This is a genomic window from Rhizobium sp. BK251 (genome assembly GCF_004345245.1).
In the GTDB taxonomy this organism is placed as follows: Bacteria; Pseudomonadota; Alphaproteobacteria; order Rhizobiales; family Rhizobiaceae; genus Rhizobium.
Map to the genome: position 1 here is coordinate 215,553 of NZ_SLUQ01000006.1, position 25,253 is coordinate 240,805.

The window sequence follows — 25,253 nt, forward strand, 5'->3', positions numbered from 1 at the left end:
GCCAGTCCTTCGGACGCTGAATGCTTGCAAATCCGGTTTACTTGCGCCATCGTCCGGAAATGCTCTCCGATCCGCTTTCCGACGCTCTCGATCTCGTCAACGCGCGCTGCGCCATGTCCGGCAGCCTCCTTGCCGGCGGCCGGTGGGCCGTGCAGTTTCCCGCCCCCGGCAGGATCAAGTTCAACGCGGTGGTGAAGGGCGAATGCTTCCTGGCGCTCGACGGTCTTGAGAGGCCGATCCGGCTTGAGGCGGGCGATGCGGTTCTCCTGAACGGCCGCCATTCCTTCGTTCTGGCAAGCGACCTTTCAGCGGATCGCCTGCAGGCAATCGACCTTTTCACGAACGCGCCGGACCTGGTGGCCCGTGTCGGCAGTTGCGAGGAATACCACGCTATCGGCGGCCACGTATCCTTCGACGCGACCGGCATCGACCTGCTGTTCGACGTCTTGCCGCCCGTCGTCCATGTGAGAGCGTCTGCGCCGGAGGCGGCTGCCATCGGCTGGCTGCTTTCACAGCTCGTCAGCGAGATGGCTGCAAGCCGCCCGGGCACGGTGACCGCCACCTCCCAACTCGCCCAGCTCGTCTTCCTGCAGGTCCTTCGCGCCCATATCGCCGCGTCGGAACCCCTGCCGGCCGGATGGCTCAGGGCGATCGGAGACGAGAAGATCGCTCCAGCGATCCGCCTGATGCATGCCGAGCCGGCGCGCTCCTGGCAGCTCGGCGAGCTCGCCAAGGCGGTCGGCATGTCACGCACGACCTTTGCCGAGCGGTTCAAGACCGTGTCGGGCATGGCGCCGCTTGCCTATCTCGCCGACTGGCGCATGCGGCTCGCGAGACGCGCGCTTCAGGACGGCGCCACGCCCGTTTCGGCATTGGCGGCCTCGCTCGGCTACGGCTCAGAGAGTGCTTTCAGCAATGCTTTCAAACGCCTCGTCGGCGTTGCCCCACGGCGCTACCGCGCCTCCGCACAGCCCGTAGCCGACAATCCCGGCGAGCACCGCGAATTCGACGAAGCAGCCTAGAGCGAAGCGAGCGCCAGCCTTACGACATCAAGCGATGCGCGCGCGGCCGTATCCGGTGGACGCTTGCTGAAATGCTGCACGACAAGGGTCAGGTTGTCGCCTTCCAACGTTACGTCCCTTGACGTTACGGAAAGAACCCGGCCTTCGGCCTCCAGTAAGGTAAGCTCGATCCGCTCCGAGGAAAGCTCAGCCGCCTTGATGGCATTGCGAAGGCTCTCCGTCTGCGCGCTCGGAGCCGGATGCGGCCCACTCTTCAGCCGGTGCCTGACATTTCGCAGCGGGCGAATGACCTCGCTGCGCCAGCTGGCCACGAGCCCGTCGATCCTCTCGATATCCGCCGTCGAAAGTGAAACCGCACGCGTCTCCAGCCATGCGGCGAAAAGGAGCAGCGGGACATCGACGCCGCTTTCCTCCTGCAATTGGAGGCAGGCTTCGGACACTCCGGGCGCCCGATAGAGGCGCAAGGCGAAGGTCCAGAGATCGTTCGCGTCGTCGATATCTGCCATCGGCTTTGCTGCCGCTCAGGCCACGAAGACCGGCGCCTTCCTCTCTGCCCTGTCTCGCTTGAAGAGGTCGGCAAGCGTGAAGGCGAGTTCCAAAGCCTGGCTTGCGTTGAGGCGCGGGTCGCAATGGGTGAGATAGCGGCTCGGCAGATCGGCTTCCGTCACCGGTCGCGCTCCGCCAGTGCACTCCGTCACGTTGACGCCGGTCATCTCGATATGGACCCCGCCGGCGATCGTGCCTTCGGCGCGATGGATGGCGAAGAAATCCTCCACCTCGCTGACGATATGGTCAAACGGGCGCGTCTTGTAGCCGTTGCCGGCCTTCACCGTGTTGCCATGCATGGGATCGCAGGACCAGACCACGACATGCCCTTCGCGCTCGATGGCGCGGATCAGTCCCGGCAGGTGGTCTGCGACCTTGTCGAAACCGAAGCGCGCGATCAGCGTCAGCCGACCCGGCTCGTTCTGCGGGTTGAGAATGTCGACGAGCCTCAGCAGCGTGTCGGGCTCCAGCGACGGTCCGCATTTGAGGCCGATCGGGTTCTTCACGCCGCGGCAGTATTCGACATGGGCGTGATTGGGCTGGCGGGTGCGGTCGCCGATCCAGATCATGTGCCCCGAGGTGGCATACCAGTCGCCGCTGGTCGAATCCACGCGCGTCAACGCCTGCTCGTAGCCGAGCAGCAGCGCCTCATGGCTGGTGTAGAAGTCCGTCGTTGCCAGCTCGGGATGGTTTTCCGGATCGAGACCGATTGCCCGCATGAAGGCGAGCGTCTCGGTGATGCGGTCGGCGAGAGCCTGGTATTGCTGGTATTGCGGACTGCCAGCAACGAAATCGAGCATCCAGCGCTGGACGTTTTCCAGATTGGCATAGCCGCCCTGGGCGAAGGCACGCAGCAGGTTCAGCGTCGCGGCCGACTGCCTGTAGACCATTTCCTGGCGAGCAGGATCGGGACGACGCGACTCCGGGGAGAATTCGTAGCCGTTGATGACGTCGCCATGATAACTCAGGAGTTCCATATCGCCCTGCCGCTCGGTCGGCGTCGAACGGGGCTTGGCGAACTGGCCGGCAATGCGCCCGACCTTGACGATCGGGGAGGCGGCCGCAAAGGTCAGGACCACGGCCATCTGCAGGAAGAGGCGGAACATGTCGCGGATATTGTCGGCGCCATGTTCCGCGAAACTTTCGGCACAGTCCCCTCCTTGCAGCAGCAGCGCCCTGCCGGCCGCCACGTCCGCGAGCCTCGCTTTCAGGGCGCGGGCCTCGCCCGCGAAGACCAGCGGCGGGTAGGTGGCGATGCGGCCCTCGACCGCCGCAAGCTCGGCAAGATCCGGAAATGCCGGGACCTGGCCCATCGGAAGATTGCGCCAGCTCGACGGCGACCACTGCTCTTTCATCGTCTCTCTCCCTGTCGAATCTGTCGCATTGCAGGATAGGCGACGGAATTCAAATCTCCCACCAATTTCCTGTTGCGCGACCTATATGTTTGTCATACAGTCGTACCATCATAGTATGTTACCAACAAGGGGTGGAACGCCGAGGAGGGCGCCATCCGGGGGAGGAGAATATGATGCTCAAATCAATCCGTTTGATGGCATTCATGGCCGCGACGGCTTGCGCAACCGTGGCCGGCGCGATTTCGGCACAGGCCGATGCCATTTCCGATTTCTATTCGGGAAAGGTCGTGACGATCCTGATCGGCCATCCGCCCGGCGGCTCCTACGATCTCTATGCCCAGCTGATCTCCCAGCACTTCGGCAAGCATATCCCCGGCAATCCGAGCGTGATCGTGCAAGGCATGCCGGGCGGCGGCGGCTCGCTGGCGGCGGCCTATTTCAACACCAAGGCGCCGAAGGACGGCACGATGGTCGCGCTCCTGCCGGAATCGCTTGCCCACACCCAGATCCTCGAGCCAGACCGCAGCCGCTGGGATGTTTCCAAGATGCGCTATATCGGCCGTGCGGCCGACGTCACCTCCGTCATGATGGCCCGCAAGGACTCTCCGGTAAAGACGATCGAGGACTCGCTGAAGACGGAAAGCAATGTCAGCTGCTCCGGCCGCACGACCTCCAGCGCCCAGACCGGCGCGGTCTTGAAGTCGCTGATCGGCTCGAAGTTCAACATGGTCTGCGGCTATGACAGCGCGACCGCGAGCGCGCTCGCGATCTTCCGCGGAGAGGCGGATCTGACGACCACAGTCTGGGCCAACTGGTCCGTCAACTATGCCCAGCAGCTTGCCGCCGGCGACATCGTTCCTGTCGTTCAGTTTGCCGCCAAGCGCCTTCCCGATCTTCCCGATACGCCGACCGCCATCGAACTCACCGAGGACCCGGCCAAGAAGCAGGCGCTCGAATTCTTCGGCGCCGGCGGCGACATCGGTCGCTCGCTGATGCTGCCGCCGGAAACGCCGGACGACAAGTTCGAGGCGCTTTCCAAGGCCTTCGACGATCTCATGAAGGATCAGGATTTCCTGGCCGATGCCAAGAACCGGGCGATCCCGATCGCGCCTGCGACGGCAGCCGAAGTCAACGAGACGGTGAAGAAGATCTTCGCTACTCCGCCTGAAGTCGTCGCCGTGCTGCAGAGTGCCATCGAAGACGGCTTCAACCACTGAAGCCCTGGCGCCGCGCGGCATCCACCGCGCGGTTTTCCTCTTTCAGATTTTCACCCAGCCAATTTTCGAGGATCCGACCATGGACCATCAGGGCACGAAGCGCTTCGTCCCGGTTGAAACCGGCGCGCCCCGTTACGGCAGCGATCTGATCGCCGCCGCGATACGCGAGCAGGGTTTCCCCTATATCTGCCTCAACCCGGGCGCCAGCTATCGCCACCTGCATGACAGCCTGGTCAACTATCTCGGCAACGAGAAGCCGAAGATCATCCTGTGCATGCATGAGGAGCACGCGATCGGCATCGCCCAAGGCTGGGCGAAGATCACCGACCGACCGCTTGCGGCGGCCGTCCATTCGAATGTCGGACTGATGCATGCGACCATGGGCATCTTCGACGCCTGGTGCGACCGCGTTCCCGTCGTTGTCATCGGCGCCACCGGTCCGCTCGACGCCACCAAGCGCCGTCCCTGGATCGAATGGATCCACTGCACCATCGACCAGGGCGGGCTTGTCCGAAACTTCACCAAGTGGGACGATGAGCCCGGCTCGCCGGAAGCCGCCGTCGAATCCATCCGCCGGGCCACCATGCTGGCTTCGGCACGTCCGGGCGGTCCGGTCTATGTCAATCTCGACGTCACCGTGCAGGAGATGGAGCTGGAAAAGGTTCCGGCGCTGCACGACATTTCCCGCTTCCGCGCGCCGGCCGATCCCGAACCGCCGCGTGGCGAGCTGGAAGCGGCAATCGAGATCCTTGCGAAGGCCAGGCGCCCGGTCATCCTTTCCGGCCGGACCTCGCGCAGCGAACCGGGCTGGGCCGACCGCATCCGCCTCGCGGAGCTGATCGGCGCCAAGGTCATCACCCATGTGAAGCTGCCGACCAGCTTTCCGACGACCCATCCCCTCTTCATCGGCGAGACCGGCTGGAAGCTTTCAAAGAGCCTCCTCGGCCATCTCACGGAAGCCGATGCGGTATTGAGCCTTGACTGGCTCGACCTCGCCGGCACGATCAATCAGGTCTTCCCGCCGGGTACGCCCAGCGCGCCGGTCATCAGCGTCTCGAACGATTTCCATATCCATCGCGGCTGGAACATGGACTATCAGGGCCTGCCGGCCGTCGACGTCAACATTCCGACCGTGCCGGAGACGGCGACCGCGCGGCTCCTCGAGGCGCTCGAACCGCGCCTGCCGGCCCCGAAGACGTACGAGCGGCGGCGCCTCAACGCCGAGCCATCGACGACCGCCGGTCCGATCAGCCTGATGGATCTCGCTAGGGTCTTCAACAGGGTGACGCGCGACATCGACGTCTGCCTCACCTCCCGCCCTCTTGGCTGGCCCACCAACGCCAACGAACTGGAGCATCCGCACGACTATCTCGGCCACAACGGCGGCGGCGGCGTCGGTTCCGGCCCGAGCATCGGCGTCGGGGCTGCGCTGGCGCTGCGCGACATGAAATCGAGGCGCGTGCCGATCGCGATCGTCGGCGACGGCGATTTCACCATGGGTGCGACGGCCCTCTGGACGGCGGCAAGCGAGCATATCCCGCTGCTCTACGTCATCTCGAACAACAACTCATACTTCAACGACGAGCACCATCAGGGCCAGGTGGCGGTCGCCCGCGGCCGTCCGCCGGAAAATGCATGGGTCGGACAGCGCTTGCAGGATCCGGTACCGGACCTGTTGATGCTCGCCAAGGCGCAGGGCATCGACGGCGAAGGACCGATCATCGACATCGCAAATCTCGCAGCAGCACTCGAACGCGGCATCGAGAAGGTCCGCGCCGGTCAACCCTGGGTCATCGATGTTCGGGTGCCGCCGGAATATTGCCGTGACCCGATGGTCGAGCTTGCCTGATCTCCCCCCAAGAAAATGATCCTCCCCGACTGGCGCCCCGCTTCGATGAAGCGGGGCCTTTTCGTCCCGGCATCACGCTTTGGGTAGTCGTGACCAGGCACCAACCTCCGATCGTCCGACGATGACCGCGCCATCCTCGATCTCGCGCGCGATATGCTCCTCCATCGATCCGATGACGACGTCGCCGGCCGTCTGTCCGCCATTGCTCCGTACCTCGGGCAGCATCGTCACGATGAGTTCTACCATCAGGTGACCCCACTCCGGGCCGCCCTTGGCGCCGCCGACCACCGATTCCAGATGCATCGAGGGGGCGGCAAGCCCCGCGCGGCGGAAGGCAGAATCCAGCTTGTTGCCCATGTTTGCCTCGATGCCGCTGCGATGAAACGCGTCGACGATCCAGCGGCAACACCGGTCATAGGTCGGGGCCGGCGGGTTGGAGCGGCAACCGTCCCAATCCGGTTCGTGGAAGGCCATGATGCCGCCCGGCCGCAGATGTTGTGCGACGCTGCGCAGCATTGCGGCCGGATCGGCCTGGAACATCAGCACATAGCGACCGACCACCGCGTCGAAGGGTTCGTCAAAGGAAAGCGCGATCGCATCACCCTTCCGGAAGCTCACATTCTTGATGCCGTGATCGCCCAGGCGCCGCTCGGCCGCAGCGATCGCCGCCGGAGCCCGGTCGACGCCGACGACGTGGCCCGCACGTCCGACCATCTCCGACACGAGAAACGTCACATCGCCCCCGCCGCAGCCGACATCGAGCACCCGCATTCCCGGCTTGATACCGGCCGCAGACAGGATGCGCCGGGTAATCGGATTGATAATCTCGGCCTGATCCTGCAGGCGCCTGAGCTCCCGATCCGAGTGCACAAGTATGTAGGCACTATCCTCCTCGGCAGCGCTTTTATGCTTGATTTCCATGCTCGCCTCCCCGCCTGCGGGACCCTCCCCTGCCGCGTCCCTTCGGCATCGATGTGGATGCGGAAGGGACGCGGCAACGGTTTGGAGTGGCGATCCTCTCAATCCCTCCCGGATCGTCGCCCGAGGCCTGCCCTCGTCGGAAACATGGTACCGGAAGACTATTCCGGGTGTCATGTTGCGTCAACGACGGCCGCTGCGCGTGGTCTCATCTGGTAGGCGCCTTTCGCCTTCACGATTGCGATTGCGTCCGATCGAGCGCACACTTCCTCCTTGCAAATCGGGGAGATCCAGTGATGACCAGCCGAGGCGAAATCGAAACCATCATTCATGCTCTTTACAATGCCCGCAACGATCGCGACATCGAGACGATCCGGGGCTACCTGCATCCGGATTGCAGCTTCCGCATCGTCGGAAACGAGGCGCTAGGGGCGATCACGCAGAAGATGGAGGGACGCGACGCGGTGTGCGCGGCCGTCGACGCGCTGATCGAGCACTGGGACCTGTCGGACGTCCGCATTTTCAGCATGCATATCGATGGCGATACGGCTTTCGTCCATCGCGGCGGTCCGGTCGGCTTCCTGCCGCGCCAGGTCTGGAACCCGGCGGAAATGCTGGACAAGTTCACCTTCCTCGACGGCAAGATGCTCGAATTCGTGGAATTTGCCGACACGTTGCTGATCTCGGAGATGCTGGGGCTCAAGAGCCCCGCGCCGTGAGGCGGTTGCCGCCCGGGCCCGGCGAAAGACCGGGTGCGGACGGCAATGGTCTTACTGCATGAACCAGCCGTGGCTGACGACCATGGACTGGCCGGTGAGTGCATTTGTCTTGGCCGCCGCAAAATAGAGCACGGCATCGGCGACATCGTCGGTGGTGGTGAATTCGCCGTCGACCGTGTCCTTCAGCATGATCGTCTTGACGACCTGCTCCTCGGTAATGCCGAATTCCTTCGCCTGTTCGGGGATCTGCTTGTCGACCAGCGGCGTGCGCACGAAGCCGGGGCAGACGACATTGGCCGTGACATTGTGCTCCGCGCCTTCCTTGGCAAGCACCTTGGCGAGCCCGATCAGCCCGTGCTTCGCCGTGACATAGGGCGCCTTGAGCTTCGAGGCCTCCTTGGAATGCACCGAGCCCATGTAGACGACGCGGCCGTAGTTGGCGGCATACATGTGCTTCAGGCAGGCCTTGGTCGTCAGGAACGCCCCGTCGAGATGGATCGAGAGCAGCTTCTTCCAGTCCTCGAAGGGGAAATCCACCAGCGGCTTGACGATCTGGATGCCGGCGTTACTGACGAGAATGTCGACCTTGCCGTACTTTGCTATCACGTCGGCCACGCCCTTTTCCACGGCAGCCTCGTCGGTCACGTTCATAGCGACGGCGAAGGCATCGCTACCCTTGCCCTTGATTTCCTCGGCGGTCGCCTTCGCCGCATCAATGTTGAGGTCGGCGACGACAGGGATACCGCCCTCGGCGGCGAGGCGAAGGGCGATTTCCTTGCCTATGCCGCTCGCGGCACCGGTGACGATTGCTACTCTTCCGTCGAAACGAGACATGGGATCTACCTCCTGAACTACTTTTCCAGATAATCGAAAACCACTTCGCCGAGCCCTAGTGTCAGGTCGGCGACGTAGTGTGTCGCGGAAACGATCTCGCGCACCGGCAGGCGCGCGACGTCGCACATGGCATGCTCGAAGAGCTGTAGCGCGGCCGGTCCCGACCAGGCGCCCTTCAGCGTCACGTCTTCCATATAGTAGCGCACCAGCTCGCAGATGCGCGGCGTGCAGTCCACATGCGGGATGATCTTGATCATGAAGGCGGGCTTGGCCATCGCCTTTTCCAGCGGCCCGAAATCGAGCTCGCGGTGCTTGTAGCCCATCGTCGCCGTCACGCAGAGCACCGAGCCGTAATGCAGGGTGCCGACGATCGTCTCCTGCTCGTGGACGAGCTTCGGGGAGGCGAGCTTCTTCGGAAAGCCCCAGATCTCGCGCCCGCCGGCGATCGGCGAGTTGTCGTCGAGATACATGGCGTGCACGTAGCCGCCCTCCTGCACTTCGCCCGACGGCGTCCTGAAGCGGACCGAGATTACCTGCCCGGTCTCGGTGTAGTCCCCGAAACCGGTCGAATCCGGCATGCGGATGAACTCGTAGGCAACGGTGTCGCCCACGACTTCCAGCGGCTCCGGCACGACGGCGCGCAGCACATCGGGATCGGTGCGATATGTGATGACGACGAATTCGCGGTTGTAGAACTTGTAGGGAGGCTTCGGATAGGCGGGATCGTTCAGCGGCATCGCGAAGGCTTTTTCGCGGACATCGGCAATCTTCATCTGCGTGCTCTCCACTCTGTTGAAATCGGGTGGCAGTCTGCTTTTTCAAGCGCGGGGCATGCTATCGCCCTTCGGCGAAGCCGGCGTGACGGCAGGGGCTCCTAATCGGGAGCATTGTCCGCGAGGTCGAAGGTGGCGACGCCATCCAGCGTCTGCGGCCGCTCCAGTACCTCCGGGTGGCTGAGCGTTTCCACCGCATCCCTGTATCCTGCAGCCCAATGTTCCTCCATCGTCAGACGGGAGAACTCATAGTCCTTCGAACTGCCTTCGTAGTTCTTGGCGCGGTAGATGAGATGGACGATGTTGTAGACCTTCTCGTCCGCCTCCTCGATCAGGAGCTTCGTCTCGGGCCCCGCCCGTTCAAGCTCCTCGGGCTGGACCATCGCCAGGAGATGCAGGAGTGCGCGGCGAAGCCGCTGCGCGCGCTTGAACTGGTCCGTCGCCGCGCGCGTACGGCTCGAAAAGCGTATGTCCTTCTGCCGCAGCTCCAACCCGGTCAGGTCGCTCGGCATCTCTCCCTCCGCGCTCCAGAGATCCACCTGGAAGGCCAGCGTATCGGCGCGCGGTATCGACTCGAGCACCCACTGCAGGGGCGTGTTGGAGACAAGCCCGCCATCCCAATACTCCTCTCCGTCGATTGTGGTCGCAGGGAAGCCGGGCGGCAGCGAACCGCTCGCCATGACATGCTCGGCACGGATGACATCGGTCGTGTTGTCGAAATAGGCGAAGTTTCCGCTTCGCACGTTCACTGCGCCGACGCTGAAGCGCATCTCACCGAAGTTGATGCGGTCGAAATCGACAAGGCTTTCCAGCGTCGCCTTGAGCGGGCTGACATCATAGAAGCTCGAGGCCTCGACCGTTCCGGGAGCTGAGAAGAAGGGCGGTATGGAGCGCGGCGTAAAGAAGCCGGGCGCACCGCCCATGAGGCTTGCAAAGGCGCGCGCGTGGTTGACCAGACCGTGACCGTAGTCATCATGCGGTGCCATGGCGCCGAGCCACGCCGACATCAACGAGGGCAGCCCCACCGGTGGCGCCGTGATCGCCTCCCAGAAGGCCCTCAGCGCGGCAACCCGTCCCTCCGGAGGATTGCCGGCAATCAATGCGGAATTGACGGCGCCGATCGAAATGCCGGCCACCCAGTCCGGGTGGAGATCGGCCTCCGCGAGTGCCTCGTAGACGCCCGCCTGATATGCCCCCAGCGCACCGCCTCCCTGCAGCAGCAGAGCTATGCGCTCGAAAGCCGGGCGTGCTGACGTTCCAACCCCGCTCTTTGCCGAAAGACGCTTGCCTGCCACGCAGCCCCCTTACGTTAGAGAGACCTAACTCGCAGCGCAGCATAACCAAAAATCGTGCGGCGGATAGAGGAAATGTCGTCGCGATCGCCCGCGTCCGGCTGCACTGCAAACAAGGCTGGCGGCCTGCCGAAATCGTAACGACGGAGACCGACGGTCCGCCGCCCCGAGGGTCAGTATTTCGAGGGCACGTAGAGTTCCGGCGGCAGGACCTTGCGCTCGTAGTCCGGGTTGAAGACGCGGTCCGGCAGCGTGATCTCCTCGTGCGGCACATCCTCGTAGGGGATCTGCGTCAGCAGATGATCGATGCAATTCAGCCGGGCGCGCTTCTTGTCGTTGCCCTCGACGATGTACCAGGGTGCCTCGGGGATATTGGTGCGTGCGAAAGTTTCTTCCTTGGCCTTGGTATAGCCCTCCCAGCGCACCCGCGACTGCAGGTCCATCGGCGAAAGCTTCCATTGCTTCAGGGGGTCATGGATGCGCACAAGGAAGCGCATCTGCTGTTCCTCGTCGGTGATCGAGAACCAGTATTTCACCAGCCGGATGCCGGAACGCACCAGCATGCGCTCGAATTCGGGAACGTCGTGAAAGAACTGCTCCACCTGGTCCTCGCTGGCAAAGCCCATGACGCGTTCGACGCCGGAGCGGTTGTACCAGGAGCGGTCGAAGAGCACGATCTCACCGCCGGCCGGCAGGTGCGGCACGTAGCGCTGGAAATACCATTGGGTCTTTTCGCGGTCGGATGGTGCCGGAAGCGCCACGACGCGCGCGACACGCGGGTTGAGCCTCTGGGTGATGCGCTTGATGACGCCGCCCTTGCCGGCGGAATCGCGGCCTTCGAAGATCACGACGACCTTCTCCTTGTGATAGGAGACCCAGTCCTGGAGCTTGATGAGTTCGGACTGGAGCGCAATCAGCGCCCGGAAATAGTCGATCCGCGCCATTCCGGGCGGATGCGCCTTTCGGTAGATCTTTCGGATCTCCTCGGAGAGCGCCGGCTCGGAAAGTTCGAGCTCGTAGTCCTCGTCCAGCGTGTCGGCCAGTTCCGCCTCCAGCCAGTCCATCTTGGCGTCTTCGTTTTCCGGTTTCGTCATCTCACCCCTCCGATAGCGCCGGGCCTGCCACGCCGTCCGGCGCGATGAGGCTATCCTGCCGCTTATCACACGGCCATGTGAAGGATTTTTGAAACCGCGATTTACGCTGCTTCGGCCGGGCAGCGTCTGCGACGTCGACGGCGGCGCGTTGACTTCGCATGGGCCTTGAAAGATGCTCGAAGCGCTGTCTGGGCGCCGTTCCGCGCTACGGGCCAGCGGGATCGTTTCCTGCCGGCTCGCGGACAAGGCCCAGCAGGCAATCGCGAAGGAGTTTGCCGTTAATGTTCGATCACGTGTCAATTGGCGTAAAGAGCCTCGACAACGCCCGCCGCTTCTATGATGCCATTCTGGCGCCCCTCGGCTATGAGCGGCTTGCCAATGCCGACGGCGCCAGCGGATACGGCGCCGAGAAAGCCGGATTCTGGGTTATTGAGGCGGAGAGGCCCGTTCCTGCCGACAGAAAGTCGGGCCTGCACTTCTGCTTCGTCGCCCCGAACGAGGCTGCCGTCGACGCCTTCCACGCGTCCGGCCTTGCGAATGGCGCGGAGGACAATGGTCCGCCCGGCATCCGCCCGGAATACGGCCAGTTCTACTACGCCGCCTTCATCATCGATCCCGACGGCTACCGGCTCGAAGCCTTCTTCCGTCGCCCGGAATAAGGCGCGCCGCGGAGGCGCGGTTCAACTGCCGACCGTGGGCGCGGCCGAGGGCATGGCGGAGGGTGCCGGCTCGGCGCTGCGCCTCAGCGCCAGGCTGGCGATCGCGAAGGAGACGAGCGCCGAAAGCGCGTTCAAGAGCACAACGGCCACCACGAAATCCCGAGATGTGACCCCCAGGTGATATTGCAGCCGGGCCTCGGCGTAGAAATAAGACAGTATCCCCAGGCTGACGACCAGCCCCATGCCCCATGCACAGATCTTGGCAGGCGTGTCGCGCAAATCGCCGCGCACCGTGTATACAAGGAGGACGGCAGCGGCCAGCGCGGCGATCAGCGAGTGGAAGGCGAAGAACGGTATCCTGGTCGCGAAGAAAATGCCGGCAGTATCCTGGTAGCGAACCGTGGACGCGCTTCTCTCGACGAGGGCTTCGAGGTAGTCATAACAGATGACGAGAAGTGCGATGCCAAGGATCGTCGTCGCATAGCGATCGAGTATCTCCGGCACCAGCAGCTTCCTAGGCTTCTTTCTTTGGGTGATTGCCAGCAAGAGGATCAGCGTGCCGAGGATGGTGGGGACAAAGTTCGTGAGGACGTAGGTTCCCGAGAAGTAGAGCGTCGTCGGCCAGAGGACCGGGTTGCTCGGGCCGACCGCCGCCTCCACGAACTCGCGGATGCCGGTCAGCGGCAGGAAGAACCACAGGAAGACGGAACAGAACATCGCAAGCAGGATCCCGCTGCTGACGCGCGACATTCTCGTCGGGATGCGCGGCGGCATTTTCACATCCAGTGCCTCGGCAAGCTTTTCCAGCGCGCGTCCACCCTCGCGTTTGACCGCTGCCACGCAAGCCGCGAAGATCAGGTCCTGAATGACAAATTTCTTTTCGCGCACCGAACCCTTTTTCACTTCGACGAGCGCGTTTTCCGAATCCAGTTCAACCCGCTTGATGTGGTCGACGTAGAAGGTTACATCAGCAAAAGCCCCGATCTCCTCGGTCCAGCGATCACTGACGAGCCGGTTGATCTCAGCCGTCAACCCCTGATCGCTCCGACGCGCCAAAATTTGCACCGCGAAATAGGCGGCCGTACCGACCACGCGCTCCGGCACGCCGATCCACTGATGGAAAACCTCCTTCTGCAGATTGGCGATCTTGTCAAATCCCGGGATCGGCTGCGTCAGCCCGATGAGCGCCGCGGAGACGAAGAGCGGATAGGAACTCATGTCGGCCGGAGCGAAATTGCCGACGGGCGTATTCGTGATCGTCAACCATCCGCTGATGACGCTTGGCGGCACGAGGCAGAGGAGGAGATAGCCGAAGGCGGAAACGAGCAGGAAGACGAAGAGGGCGCTCGCAAAGGTTCGGGAATCCGTCAAGTCCCTCGGCTTCAGCTGCGAGAATATGTTCGAGCGGACGAAGAGCGTCGTGCGCGAGGCGGCGCTCAATTCACAAAACCGGCCGAACTGGCTCAGCAGGAATATCACCGCGCCGAACCAGAAGGTCGGCATCTGCAGAAGCACGCCCATGGCGTCACCTCAGCGCGGTGGGCACTGGTTGTTGGGGCACTCTTGCGCCGCGACGTCCACCGCCGTCAGGTGCGGCACGGCAAGTATCGTGACCGATATAGTCAGGAACAATGTAAGAGCGTATTGCCAAACGCGGCGCATTTTCTTGCTCCCTGAAGTCAGTCAAGAAATCTGGCATATTATACTCTGCTAACATTGTACTCCTGCACGGTGGAAGCGCAACCGATATCGAGCACAGGATGCAATGGCGCTCGGCGACATATCATGATGCGTGCGCAAATTGCGGCAGGCCCGCTTTCAACCTTTCACGAGCCGGTCGATGACGCGGCCAAGGAACAGTATTTCGCCGAGGAAGCCGCGTGCGAGTGCATAGCCGTACCAGAGGAGGAAGAGCGAGAAGAGGCCGAGCAAGAGCGCAACGAAACGATTGCCCGCACCCGGCGGCGGCAACAGCTGGAATTCATCGTTGAGAAACGCTTGGAAACTGCGCGGCCGCAAGAGCATCCATAGACCCAGCCCCGTGACCGAGACGCAGACCAATAGCTGAAGAACAAGTACGAATAGGCCGCGATTCATGTCCTGCCGTGAGTTATCCATTCCGCCGGCCGCCCAGCCAACCGCCGCCGCCCCGAGCGTTCCAGGGTCGAATGGAAACGACTAGCAGCGATGGCATAGGTTTTCGAGGCGGCGAGAAGGGCATTCGCATCAAGGGAAATTTATGCCGGCCCTTGCCTGCCCCGCATCTTCCCTCACGACAAAGGGCCGGCGCCCCGCGGCACCGACCCTCCGTATTGGCAAAGCCGACATCAGATAATGTCGGAGACCGCAGCCCTCAGCGCCGGGAAGGCGTTGCCGAGATAGGATTGCGGCCAGGGCACGTTGAGCGTCTGGTCGAAGAGCACGAACATGGCGACCCAGATGATGCCGACGATCAATATCGTGCGCAGCCAGGGCTGCTTTCCTTCAAGGCGCATGTAGAGCAGCATGTAGAGGAACATGGTCGGCAGGAGGCCGATCAGCAGCACGCCGACGAAGATCGCGACTAGCCAGAGGGCCGCGATTCCGATGCGCGCATAGATCTCCCGATCCGGCAGTCCTTCCAGCGGATCGGACTCGCTCGGCTTGCGCGGCTCCACGATGCGTTCTCCGGCCCGCACCTTCATCGTCATGCCAATCCCCGAGAGGATCACCACGAGGAGGCCAACGCCTGCGACCGTCTGCGGCATCAGGCGTGCGGCGAAGGCCCAGTGAGTCGAGGTCAGGAGCGCGGTGAGGAAAAAGAGGCCCATGACCAGCCAGATGCCCGGAACCACGATGCGGTCGACCGGAGAAGCCGTGCCCTGCTCAACCTCCCTCTGGCTCTCGCCTGGTGCGCTGACGGCAGCGCCGACCGGCATAAGCGCGCGGACGCGGCGGTTGGCAAGGAACTTGTACAGGCTCCAGGCGAAGAAGATGACCGGAATGAGAGTGATGATGATCACGCCGGGGCGCGAGACCCAGGTGAAGCCGTAACGACTGGTGGAGATGAAGAGATACTGCTCCACGAGCCCGCCGAGCACGAGGCCGAGGAGGACGGGCGCGCGCGCCCAGCCGAACCGCTTCATCGTCCAGCCGATCACCGAGAAGAGCAGCAGCACGACGATATCGCCGATATCGCGAGTCGCCTGATAGGCGCCAATGAAGACGATCGAAAGGACCGCCGGCACCAGCACGCCGGCCGGCACAAGCGCCAGCTTGGCTAGCTGCGAGACGAAGGCGAAGCAGATGAGGACGCCGACGATATTGGCGATCATCAGGCTCCAGACGATCGTGTAGGTAATGTCGAGCTGTTCCGTCAGGAGTTTCGGACCCGGCTGGATGCCGTGCATCATGAAGGCGCCGAGCAGGATCGCCATGGTGGCGCTTGCCGGAATGCCGAAGGCGAGCGTCGGGATGAGTGCGCCGCCCTCGCGCGAGTTGTTGGCTGCCTCGCAGGCGATGACGCCGCGCACATCGCCTGTACCGAAGCTTTCCGTGCCGCCCTTGACCGATTTCGCTGCCGAACCGTAGGCGATCCAGTCCACGGCCGGCCCGCCGAGGCCGGGAATGGAGCCGAGCACCGCACCGAGCCATGAGCTCTGCAATACGAGGCGGATGTTCTTGATGGCATCGACCACGCCACGGAACTGATCCCGCACGATGCTTTCGCTGCGGTGCGCGGCGATCGCCTGTTTGGAGGCGGCAAGCTCGATCAGTTCCGGGACGGCGAAGAGGCCGAGCACCAGCGCCTCGATCGGAATGCCTTCCCAGAGATAGATCGAGCCGAATGTCCAACGCAGTTCACCGGTCTGCGCCTCGTCTCCGACGGAGGCGAGCAGAACGCCAAAGCACGCCGCAACCAGGCCCTTCATCATGTTGCCCTGGCTGACGGCAGCGACCAGGCTGAGGCCGAGGACGCAGAGTGCCAGCAGTTCCGGCGTGCCGAAGGCCATCATGAAGGGCCTGAGGATCGGGATCGCGACGCCGAGCAGGACGGCTCCGAAGATGCCACCGAAGAGCGAGGCGGAATAGGAGGCGCCGAGCGCCCTGCCCGCTTCGCCACGGCGCGCCATCGGATAGCCGTCCATGACGGTCGCGGCTGAGCCGGCGGCTCCGGGAACGCCGAGCAGGATGGAGGGGATGGTGTCCGCCGTCGGCGTCACCGCCCACATGCCGATCAGGAAGGCGAGAGCGGTGTAGGAATCCATTGTGTAGGTGAAAGGCAGGAGCAGCGCCATGCCGGCAAGTCCGCCAATGCCGGGGATCACCCCGATGAAGAGGCCGAGCAGGACGCCCAGCATGATGATCAGGAAGCGGAACGGATCGAAGACGACCGTCAGCGCCTCCATCGCCTGTTGCAAGAGATGCATATTTCCTCCACGCGCCCGGCTCCCGCCAGACATTGCCTTCCGGACCGGCACGCGCGGCGCGCCCGGCCCATGGTTCGAAAGCATCGCCACCTTAGCGGTGCCAGCCGGTATTGCATCTGTAACCAGAGCGACACCGGTGATTTGCCAACCTCTCGAAACGCGGCTGTTGCCGATACGGCACGTCCCGAAATGCGGCTGCAGACAGACGGGCATGGCCGGTCTTCCGCACTGCGCGGAAAAGGCTCACTATGCCTGGCTGTCCTCCTGCAACACGACGATCCGAGCTCCCGGTCGGATCATTTGTGTAGTACTGTCATTTTGTAAGACAATGGTGGACTAGAGCCGCTGATTTTGGCAAATTCAAAAAGCGGAGGTCATTATCATGCCGGTGAATTTAGCGACCATGGAATTGAAACTGCTCGTCGTTTTCGACGCGCTTCTCGTCGAGTGCAGCGTCAGCCGCGCGGCCGACCGGCTTGGAATGTCGCAGCCGGCCGTCAGCAACGCGCTGAACCGGTTGCGCCTGATGCTGAACGACCGCCTCTTCATCCGTACCAGCGAGGGCATGCGCCCGACCCCGCGCGCGACGGAGATCGCCGGACCGATCCAGGCCGCCATGCGCCAGATCGAAGAGGCGCTGGAGCCGACCGCCTTCGAGCCTGCCGATCCCGACTGGACCTTCAGCCTCGCCGTCTCCGACCACGCCTCTGTTGTGATGCTGCCACATCTGATCGAGCACATATCGCGGATCGCTCCGCGCGTCGGGCTGAAGATCCAGTCCCGACCGAACGAGGATCTGCCTGCCGTTCTCGACACCAACGAGATCGATATCGCGATCGGCGTCATTCCCGAGCTGCCGAGGCGCTTCAAACGCATGCCGCTCTTCGAGGACACCTATCTCTGCATGATGCGGCGCAGCCATCCGCTCGCCGGCCGGCCGATCACGCTGGAAGAATTCCTGAAGGCGGACCAGCTTTCGGTGAAACCCGGCATGAGCGACATGAGCCGCGCCGACCGCTTCCTGGCCCAGGAGGGCATCAAGCGCCGCACGGTAACGACCGTGCATCAGTTTCTTGCAGCGCCCGCCATCGTCTCTCGCTCCGATCTGATTGTGCTCGTCTTCGAGAAGATGGCGCCGATCTTCGATCCATCGCGCTTCTATTTCTGTCCCGTGCCGGTTCCGAACATGAAGGTGACGGCAACCGCGGTCTGGAGCGATGTGCATTCCGACCTTCCGGCCCACAAGTGGCTGCGGCGCCAGATCGCGCTGGCCGCGCGCCAACTGGCCGAAGAGCCGGAACTCTCCCGTGACGAGGCGCTTCCGGCCTCCATGGCATTGAACTGAGCTTCATCAGGCCTGGCTTCAAACGCGATCCTCGAGGAATCGGCGATTGCGCACGCCCCATTGCGCCCGCTTCGCAAATGCGAATATAGTACTGTCATACAATATGACGTAGCTGAGGAATTCTGATCCTCGGCAAGAACAGGAAAGGACATGCCGTGAGCCAGCGATCCATCTCCCCCGAACGCCTATCGCCGGAATTCGCCGGGATGCGGGACGGAACCCGCCTCTCCTACCGCCTCGTCAAGGGCAATGGCGATCGGCGTTGCTTGCTCGTGCATTCGCTCGCCATGGACAAGACCTTCTGGAACGCGACCGTCGAGGCGCTTGCTGCCGGCGCCGACGTGTTGATCTACGACTGCCGCGGCCATGGCGCCTCCGATAAGCCGGAAGGACCCTACAGCGTCGAACAGTTCGCGGGCGATGTCGCCGACCTCATGGATCACGTCGGCTGGAAATCGGCGACGGTCGCGGGCGCATCGATGGGCGGCTGCGTCGCGCTTGCCTTCGCTGCCGGCTTTCCGGAACGCGTGGAGGCGCTCGGCCTCTTCGATACGACCGCCTGGTACGGCGAGAATGCGCCGCAGGCCTGGGCCGAGCGCGCGGAGAAGGCACTCGAAGGCGGGATGGCGGCCCTTGTCGCTTTCCAGAAGACCCGCTGGTTCAGCGATGCCTTCCGCGAGGCAGATCCGGCAATCGTTGAAGCGGCCATTGCCGTCTTCCTCGCCAACGATCTGAAAGCCTATGCGGCCACCTGCGCCATGCTCGGCCACGCCGATCTCCGCCAAGCGCTTCCGACGTTCAATTTTCCGTGCCGCGTCGTCGTCGGCTCGGAGGACTACGCCACCCCGCCGGACATGGCCCGCACCATGGCCGGCGCCATTCCCGGCGCAACATTGGATATTCTTCAGGGCGCCCGCCACTTCACGCCGCTGGAGGTGCCGGCGATCATCGCGAGCCATCTCGATCTCCTCCTCGACGCCAGCAGCGGAGGACGGCGCTGAAGCAGCGTCCATGCGAAACGGACGCAGGCACTTAAAATATCCGGGTTTTCACTTATATATGGGTCAAACTCGTTTCGAGGGTCTGCTAGAGGAGACTTGAATGCTTGGTGCCCTTTCCCGCCATTCCCGCCTTGCTGCCATCGTGGTAGCGGGTCTGGCCCTTTCCGTGATGACGGTCGACCACGCCGAGGCCCGGCGCGCCGGCGGCAGCTTCGGCGGATTCGGAAGCCGGGGAACCCGTACCTTCCAGGCCCCGCCGGTAACCCGCACCGCGCCGACAACTGCCGCTCCGATCGAGCGCTCCATGACGCCCCGGACGCAGACCAACCAGCCGGCAACGGCGCAGTCGCCTCTCGGCGCGCAGCAGCGCCCCGGCTTCTTCAACGGCTTTGGCCGCTCGATGCTGGGTGGCCTCCTGGTCGGTGGCCTGTTCGGCATGCTGCTCGGTCACGGCTTCGGCGGTGGTTTCGGTTTCCTCGGCATGCTGCTGCAGATCGCCTTGATTGCCGGCGCCGTGATGCTGGCCCTGCGGTTCTTCGCGCAACGCCGGCAGCAGCAGCCCTACGCGGCTTCCGCCGCCGGTCCGTCGCCACGCCAGTCCTACGGTGCGCCCGGCAGCAACGTCACCTCGTTCCGGATCCCCTCGATCGGTTCCGGCGCCGGCGCGGCCGCCTCGCCGGTGACGCCCGCCAATGACACGACGGTCGACCAGAGCGATCTCGAGCGCTTCGAGCAGATACTCGACGCAGTCCAGCGCGCCTATGGCGCCGAGGACTATGCCGCGCTCCGCAAGCTGACGACGCCCGAAGCCATGTCCTACCTCGCGGAGGAACTGGGCGAGAACGCCACAAAGGGCGTGCGCAACAGTGTCTCCGACGTCCATCTCCTGCAGGGCGACGTCGCCGAAGCATGGAATGAAGGTAACGACGAATATGCAACGGTCGCGATGCGCTATTCGAGCATCGACGCTCTTGTCGATCGCGAGACCGGCCGTGTGGTCGATGGCAACGCCACGACGCCGACCGAGACGACGGAGGTCTGGACCTTCGTTCGCAGACCCGGCAACGACTGGAAGCTTTCTGCTATCCAGGCTGCGGCCTGAAATCAGAGAGAGGGCGAGGCTTAGCGCCTCGCCTTTTCCGTTGTGTTCAACTGCCGCACCGGATTGCCCGCCAGCCAGGCGGAGATATCCTCCAGCGCATCCCTGTAGAAGACGCGATAGGTTTCCTCGGTGACATAGCCGAGGTGCGGCGTCGCGACGACGTTGGCCAGACCGCGAAAAGGATGGTCGGCCGGCAGCGGCTCCCGGTCGAAGACGTCGAGCCCAGCCCCGCCGATCTTTCCGCCCTCAAGCGCTGCGATCAACGCCGGTTCGTCGACCAGCGGCCCGCGCGAGGTGTTGATGAGCAGGGCGTCCTTCTTCATCAGACCGAGCTCGCGTGCCCCGATGATGCCCGCCGTCTCGGGTGTCAGCGTCAGATGCAGGCTGACCACGTCGGAACGGGACAGCAGATCGTCAAGCGACGGCGAAAAGCCGATACCGAGTGCGGCGCTCCTTTCCGGCGTATTGGAGCGCGACCAGCCGGCGACCTCCATGCCGAAGGCGCGGCCGTAGCCGGCCACCAGCTTCCCGAGCTTGCCGAGACCAACGACGCCGAGCGTCTTGCCGGCAAGGCCGCGCCCGACCGAAAGCTGCCATCGCTCGCCACTCGCCCGGAAATTCGCTGCCTCCGCCGGTATATGCCGCACGAGCGCCATCAGCAGCGCCCAGGCGATTTCCGCCGCCGGCCCCACCACGCCGCCCGTGCCTGCGACGATGATCCCGAGCCTTGCCGCTGCTTCCGTGTCGATCGAGGCATTATGCATGCCGGTGGTGATCAGGAGCTTGAGTTTCGGTAGCTGTTCGAGAAGGGCAGCGTCGAACACCGTGCGCTCGCGCATGGCAACGATGATGTCGTAGTCCCGCAATCGCTGCTGTGCCTGCGCACCCGTGCCGGTCGGATCCGCGAAGCTTTCAACGCGGACCTTTCCGTCAAGCGCTCGCCAATCCGCCATGGAAAGGGCGATCTGCTGATAGTCGTCGAGGATGGCGCAGTTCAGGGTCATGGGCTTGTACTCCGGGGGAAGAGATGGACCGGTGGTTGATATAGGCGCGGCGGCGCGCTTCGAGAACCGGCGACGACCGGTTCGTTCGATCTCGCAGATCACTTTCCATTGACCTCGCCCGCTGCTATCTGAAGCAAGATGCAAATACGGGACGAACAGCCACGCGACCATGCCGCCATCGCCGAACTCGTCGAGCGCGCCTTCGGGCAGCCGGTCGAGGCGCGGCTCGTCGAAAAGCTGCGCGACGACGGCGATGCGGCGATTTCGCTGGTTGCGGAGGAAGGGGACGCTATCGTCGGCCATATCCTGCTGTCGCCGATGGCAGCACCGTTCCCGGCGCTCGGCCTCGCCCCACTTGCAGTCCTTCCCGGTCATGAGCGCAAGGGCATCGGCTCTGCGCTGGTCAAGGCAGCCATCGCACGGGCAGGCGAGCGGAACTACGGCGCCGTCTTTGTCCTCGGCGATCCTGGCTATTATGAGCGCTTCGGCTTCAGGGCCGCTCTGGCCGCGGACTTTTCTTCTCCCTATGCCGGTCCTTACTTCATGGTCATGCCGTTACGGGAATCTCTTCCCGCTACGACAGGCCGCGTCGACTACGCGCGAGCTTTCGACGGCCTCGCCTGATCAGGCCTTGATGCGCTTCATCTCCGGATCATAGAGCGGCTTCAGCGAGACCACACAGGGCACCCGCATCATCGCCACGTCCAGTTCGTAGCGGCCGGACAGCACGAAATCCTCGGTCACGCCCTTCGGATTGCGCACATAGCCGTAGCCGATCGGCTTGCCGACTGTATAGCCGTAGCCGCCGCTCGAGAGCCAGCCAACGCGCTGGCCGTCGCGATAGATCGTCTCGCGCCCGAGCAGCACGACATCCGGATCGTCAGGCACGAAACAGGCGAGCATCTTCCTCACGCCGTCTTGAAGCTGGCGCTCGATCGTTTCTCGGCCCCTGAAGGGAGTGGCCTTCCTCGTCTTCACCGCCCAGGCGAGCCCCGCCTCGACCGGTGTGTGGTCCGGACCGATATCGGCGCCCCAGGCGCGATAGCCCTTCTCCAGCCGGCAACTCTCGATCGCCCGATACCCGGCGTTGACGAGGCCGTGGTCGCGGCCTGCATGCATCAGCACGTCATAGACCGTTCCGGCATATTCGATCGGGACATGCAGCTCGTAGCCGAGTTCGCCGACATACGTGATGCGCAGCGCCCGCACCGGGCAGCCGGCAATGCCGATCGTCTTCACCCGGCCGAAAGGAAAGGCGGCGTTGGAAACATCGGCGCGCGTCACCTCTTGCAGGATCGCCCGCGCATTCGGCCCCATCAGGGAGAGGACCGTATAGGCCGAGGTCACGTCCACCAGCTCGGCATGCATTCCAGCCGGGATGTTCCGCGCGATCCAGTCGAAATCATGCGTGGCGAAGCCCGTTCCGGTGACGATGTAGAACTCGTTCTCGGCGACGCGGGCAACCGTAAGATCGCATTCGATGCCACCCCTGTCGTTCAGCATCTGCGTATAGGTGAGCGCACCCACGGGCTTTGCCACGTCGTTGGAGGCGATCCACGAAAGTGCGGCCTCCGCGTCCCTGCCCTTCAGCACGAACTTGGCGAACGACGTCTGGTCGAAGAGGGCGGCTGCCTCGCGCGCGGCGCGGTGCTCGCGCCCGACCGCATCGAACCAGTTCTGCCTGCCGTAGCTGTAGACATCCTTCGGCTGTTCGCTGGCGAAGAGATCGGCAAACCAGTTCGGGCGCTCCCAGCCGAGCTTCTCGCCGAAGCAGGCGCCCTGGGCCTTCAGCCGGTCGTAGAGCGGCGACTTGCGGCAGGGCCGCCCGCTTTCATACTCCTCGAAGGGGAAGGCCAGCGTGTAGTGCTTGCCATAGGCTTCCAGCGTGCGGGTGCGAACCCAGTCGGTGTCGAAATGCGGACGGCCGAAGCGACGGATGTCGACCGGCCAGAGATCGTAGGGCGGCTCGCCCTTTGCCACCCATTCCGCAAGCGCCATGCCCGCTCCCCCGGCGGACGCGATGCCGAAGGCGTTGAAGCCGGCGCCGACAAAGAAGTTCCTGAGTTCCGGCGCCTCGCCGAGAATGAAGTTCCCGTCCGGCGTGAAGCTTTCCGGGCCGTTCAAGAGCTGCTTGATGCCGGCGGTCTGGAGCCCCGGTACGCGACCGAGCGCCTGTTCCATGATCGGTTCGAAATGATCGAAGTCGCTGTCGAGCAGCGTGAAGTGGAAGCCCTCCGGAATGCCGTCCACCGCCCAGGGCATCGGGTTGGGCTCGTAGCCGCCCATCACCATGCCACCGACTTCCTCCTTGTAGTAGGTCAGCCGGTCGGGATCGCGCAACGTCGGCAGGTTGGAGGGAACGCCGAAGGATTCGGTGATGACATATTGGTGCTGCACCGAGACGAGCGGGACATTGACGCCGAAACGCGCCGCAAAGGCACGGGTCCATTGCCCGGCGCAGACGACCACGCGCTCGCATTCGATGCGGCCGCGAGCCGTGATGACGGCCTTTATCTTTCCCTTTTCGATCTCCAGATCGAGGACTTCCGTATCCTCGAAGATCGTCGCTCCCGCCATGCGCGCGCCCTTGGCGAGCGCCTGGGTGATGTCGGAGGGATTGGCCTGCCCGTCGGTCGGCAGGTATGCCGCACCCACCAGGTCATCGGTGGTCATCAGCGGCCAGAGGTCGAATGCCTCGCGCGGCGTCAGAAGCTGCATCTCGAGCCCGAAGGACTGGGCCGTCGTCGCCTGGCGCTTCACCTCCGTCCAGCGCTCCGCATTGCAGGCGAGCCGAAGCCCGCCATTCATCTTCCAGCCTGTGCCAAGTCCCGTCTCCGCCTCCAGCCGCTTGTAGAGATCGACGGAATAGCCGAGCAACTGCGTAATGTTGGCGCTGGTACGCAACTGCCCGACGAGCCCGGCCGCATGGAAGGTCGTCCCCGAAGTGAGCTTCTTGCGTTCCAGCAGCACGGTATCGGTCAATCCGAGCTTGGCGAGATGATAGGCCGTCGAGCAGCCGATGATGCCGCCGCCGATCACCACGGCCTTGGCTGTCCTGGGCAATTCCTTGGTCATAAGGTCAATCCTGAATGAAATTCTGGAAGGCGCGTTCGAAGCGCGCCAGATTGTCGGATGTATAGGTCGAATAGTCGAAATCGATGGTGGAATGGATTTCCGAGACCATACTCCACATCGTCTCGCGCAGAAGCGAGGCGCATTTCATCGCCTGGTAGCGCCGCCAGAGATCACCGCTCGCCGGCGCCCCGAAATAGGCCCCCAGCATGCCGCGCTCCATCTCCTCGGAAAACTCGTTGTTGGAGGCGAGCCCGCCGAGATCGAAGAGCGGCGTGTTGAAGCCAGCGTAGTCCCAATCGATGAGCCAGAGCCTCTTGCCGTCGTCGAGGAAATTCGCCGCCAGCAGGTCATTGTGACCGAAGAGGACATCGAATGGACCGGCAGCCCTTTCGAGCAGACCCGCCCTCTCGACGAGCAACGGCAACAGCCCCTCATATCGGCTGTGCGCCTCGCGAAGGCTTGCCGCATAGTCGCGGATGACGTGGAAGACCCAGAAGATCGCCGCAGGTCCCTGGAAATGCATCGGGATATCGTGGTGACAGGCCCTGACCAACGGCAGGATGCGCTCCAGCATGGCGGGCGCCCGCACCTCCGCGGCCGTAAGCGGCCGGGCGTCAATATAGTCGAGCACGAGAATGCCCGGCGCATGATAGAGCACGGCCGGCGAAAGCCCTGCCGCATGCGCCGCGATGCTCGCCGCAAGCTCGTTCGCCCGGCTGATATGGTGGACCGGAATATCCGTGCCGATGCGAACAACACAGCGCTTTACCGCATCGCTCACCAGATAGTTGCGATTGGTGATGCCACCGGTGATCGGAAAAATCTCGACGGCACCGTGCCATAGACCCAGCGCATGGATACTGTCTTCCGGCGTCATCGGCATGCGGACCCCCTGCCCCACGCAACCAAGGCCTTCCCCGGGCCATTTGCGGGTTCAGGAAGAAATCTAGGCCGGAATGGCACGGAAAAACAATAGGCTATGCGCGCCGCAGCTTCGAAGGGGCGTGTGATCGCTTGGCGGCGGCTCGCGGCCAGGGTC

22 protein-coding genes are annotated in these 25,253 nt (G+C 63.6%); 9 read left to right on the forward strand and 13 right to left on the reverse strand.

Annotated elements, in window-relative coordinates; all coding sequences use genetic code 11:
• The first annotated feature begins 20 nt into the window (after window positions 1–20).
• Window positions 21–1,022 (forward strand): AraC family transcriptional regulator, encoded by a 1,002-nt coding sequence (locus EV286_RS16575; protein WP_132958251.1) that lies wholly within the window; start codon window positions 21–23, stop codon window positions 1,020–1,022.
• On the opposite strand, the gene EV286_RS16580 is transcribed toward EV286_RS16575, so the two are convergent.
• Together EV286_RS16580 and EV286_RS16585 are read right to left on the reverse strand one after the other, a co-directional pair.
• Window positions 1,019–1,528, reverse strand: a complete 510-nt coding sequence (locus EV286_RS16580) for a TIGR02444 family protein (RefSeq protein WP_132958252.1) — start codon at window positions 1,526–1,528, stop codon at window positions 1,019–1,021. The two genes, EV286_RS16575 and EV286_RS16580, sit on opposite strands and share 4 nt — an antisense overlap.
• Window positions 1,529–1,543: 15 nt before the next feature.
• Window positions 1,544–2,923: a 3-deoxy-7-phosphoheptulonate synthase class II gene (locus EV286_RS16585; protein ID WP_132958253.1), complete on the reverse strand. Its 1,380-nt coding sequence runs from the start codon at window positions 2,921–2,923 to the stop codon at window positions 1,544–1,546.
• Window positions 2,924–3,093: 170 nt separating this feature from the next.
• On the opposite strand from EV286_RS16585, the gene EV286_RS16590 reads away from it, so the two are divergent.
• Window positions 3,094–4,140, forward strand: a complete 1,047-nt coding sequence (locus EV286_RS16590) for a tripartite tricarboxylate transporter substrate-binding protein (protein WP_132958254.1) — start codon at window positions 3,094–3,096, stop codon at window positions 4,138–4,140.
• A gap of 79 nt (window positions 4,141–4,219) precedes the next feature.
• On the forward strand, window positions 4,220–5,989 hold the full coding sequence (locus tag EV286_RS16595; RefSeq protein WP_132958255.1) for a thiamine pyrophosphate-binding protein: 1,770 nt from the start codon (window positions 4,220–4,222) through the stop codon (window positions 5,987–5,989).
• Window positions 5,990–6,061: 72 nt separating this feature from the next.
• Here EV286_RS16595 and EV286_RS16600 read toward each other — a convergent pair whose 3' ends face one another.
• Window positions 6,062–6,910 (reverse strand): methyltransferase domain-containing protein, encoded by an 849-nt coding sequence (locus EV286_RS16600; RefSeq protein ID WP_165932865.1) that lies wholly within the window; start codon window positions 6,908–6,910, stop codon window positions 6,062–6,064.
• A gap of 293 nt (window positions 6,911–7,203) precedes the next feature.
• Here EV286_RS16600 and EV286_RS16605 point away from each other — a divergent pair, with 293 nt between their 5' ends.
• Window positions 7,204–7,626 (forward strand): nuclear transport factor 2 family protein, encoded by a 423-nt coding sequence (locus EV286_RS16605; RefSeq protein ID WP_132958257.1) that lies wholly within the window; start codon window positions 7,204–7,206, stop codon window positions 7,624–7,626.
• Window positions 7,627–7,677: 51 nt separating this feature from the next.
• Here the strand turns inward: EV286_RS16605 and EV286_RS16610 are convergent, their stop codons facing one another.
• The 4 genes from EV286_RS16610 to ppk2 form a co-directional block, all read right to left on the reverse strand.
• A complete protein-coding gene (locus EV286_RS16610; RefSeq protein WP_132958258.1) occupies window positions 7,678–8,460 on the reverse strand; it encodes a 3-hydroxybutyrate dehydrogenase in 783 nt (260 codons plus the stop codon).
• 17 nt (window positions 8,461–8,477) lie between these two features.
• The gene (locus EV286_RS16615) at window positions 8,478–9,233 is read right to left on the reverse strand and encodes an acetoacetate decarboxylase (RefSeq protein WP_132958259.1); all 756 of its coding nucleotides are present in this window, start codon (window positions 9,231–9,233) and stop codon (window positions 8,478–8,480) included.
• A gap of 101 nt (window positions 9,234–9,334) precedes the next feature.
• On the reverse strand, window positions 9,335–10,528 hold the full coding sequence (locus EV286_RS16620) for a patatin-like phospholipase family protein (protein WP_132958260.1): 1,194 nt from the start codon (window positions 10,526–10,528) through the stop codon (window positions 9,335–9,337).
• A gap of 170 nt (window positions 10,529–10,698) precedes the next feature.
• The gene (gene ppk2 / locus EV286_RS16625; protein ID WP_132958261.1) at window positions 10,699–11,619 is read right to left on the reverse strand and encodes a polyphosphate kinase 2; all 921 of its coding nucleotides are present in this window, start codon (window positions 11,617–11,619) and stop codon (window positions 10,699–10,701) included.
• 281 nt (window positions 11,620–11,900) lie between these two features.
• Between ppk2 and EV286_RS16630 the strand changes: the two genes are divergently transcribed.
• Window positions 11,901–12,278 (forward strand): VOC family protein, encoded by a 378-nt coding sequence (locus tag EV286_RS16630; RefSeq protein WP_132958262.1) that lies wholly within the window; start codon window positions 11,901–11,903, stop codon window positions 12,276–12,278.
• A 21-nt stretch (window positions 12,279–12,299) separates the two neighbouring features.
• Here the strand turns inward: EV286_RS16630 and EV286_RS16635 are convergent, their stop codons facing one another.
• From EV286_RS16635 to EV286_RS16645, 3 genes are all read right to left on the reverse strand, one after another.
• Window positions 12,300–13,799 (reverse strand): hypothetical protein, encoded by a 1,500-nt coding sequence (locus EV286_RS16635; RefSeq protein WP_132958263.1) that lies wholly within the window; start codon window positions 13,797–13,799, stop codon window positions 12,300–12,302.
• A gap of 297 nt (window positions 13,800–14,096) precedes the next feature.
• On the reverse strand, window positions 14,097–14,396 hold the full coding sequence (locus tag EV286_RS16640; RefSeq protein ID WP_132958264.1) for a hypothetical protein: 300 nt from the start codon (window positions 14,394–14,396) through the stop codon (window positions 14,097–14,099).
• A gap of 209 nt (window positions 14,397–14,605) precedes the next feature.
• Entirely contained in the window at window positions 14,606–16,687 is a 2,082-nt protein-coding gene (locus EV286_RS16645) for a tripartite tricarboxylate transporter permease (RefSeq protein ID WP_132958265.1), read from the reverse strand.
• 382 nt (window positions 16,688–17,069) lie between these two features.
• Here EV286_RS16645 and EV286_RS16650 point away from each other — a divergent pair, with 382 nt between their 5' ends.
• From EV286_RS16650 to EV286_RS16660, 3 genes are all read left to right on the forward strand, one after another.
• Window positions 17,070–18,032 carry a LysR family transcriptional regulator gene (locus EV286_RS16650; RefSeq protein WP_132958266.1) on the forward strand — a complete coding sequence of 321 codons (963 nt, stop codon included), beginning with the start codon at window positions 17,070–17,072 and terminating at the stop codon, window positions 18,030–18,032.
• Window positions 18,033–18,187: 155 nt separating this feature from the next.
• Complete coding sequence (locus tag EV286_RS16655) at window positions 18,188–19,033, forward strand: alpha/beta fold hydrolase (RefSeq protein ID WP_245500730.1); 846 nt, start codon at window positions 18,188–18,190, stop codon at window positions 19,031–19,033.
• A 100-nt stretch (window positions 19,034–19,133) separates the two neighbouring features.
• Complete coding sequence (locus EV286_RS16660; RefSeq protein WP_132958267.1) at window positions 19,134–20,135, forward strand: Tim44 domain-containing protein; 1,002 nt, start codon at window positions 19,134–19,136, stop codon at window positions 20,133–20,135.
• 20 nt (window positions 20,136–20,155) lie between these two features.
• Here the strand turns inward: EV286_RS16660 and EV286_RS16665 are convergent, their stop codons facing one another.
• Window positions 20,156–21,139 carry a D-2-hydroxyacid dehydrogenase family protein gene (locus EV286_RS16665; protein WP_132958268.1) on the reverse strand — a complete coding sequence of 328 codons (984 nt, stop codon included), beginning with the start codon at window positions 21,137–21,139 and terminating at the stop codon, window positions 20,156–20,158.
• A gap of 138 nt (window positions 21,140–21,277) precedes the next feature.
• Between EV286_RS16665 and EV286_RS16670 the strand changes: the two genes are divergently transcribed.
• Window positions 21,278–21,763, forward strand: coding sequence for an N-acetyltransferase (locus EV286_RS16670; RefSeq protein WP_132958269.1), 486 nt, complete (start codon window positions 21,278–21,280; stop codon window positions 21,761–21,763).
• Here EV286_RS16670 and EV286_RS16675 read toward each other — a convergent pair whose 3' ends face one another.
• Both EV286_RS16675 and EV286_RS16680 read right to left on the reverse strand, forming a co-directional pair.
• Window positions 21,764–24,214 carry an FAD-dependent oxidoreductase gene (locus EV286_RS16675; protein WP_132958270.1) on the reverse strand — a complete coding sequence of 817 codons (2,451 nt, stop codon included), beginning with the start codon at window positions 24,212–24,214 and terminating at the stop codon, window positions 21,764–21,766. It abuts the gene before it with no gap.
• Window positions 24,215–24,218: 4 nt separating this feature from the next.
• Window positions 24,219–25,091, reverse strand: a complete 873-nt coding sequence (locus EV286_RS16680) for a choline/ethanolamine kinase family protein (RefSeq protein ID WP_132958517.1) — start codon at window positions 25,089–25,091, stop codon at window positions 24,219–24,221.
• Window positions 25,092–25,253 lie beyond the last annotated feature (162 nt).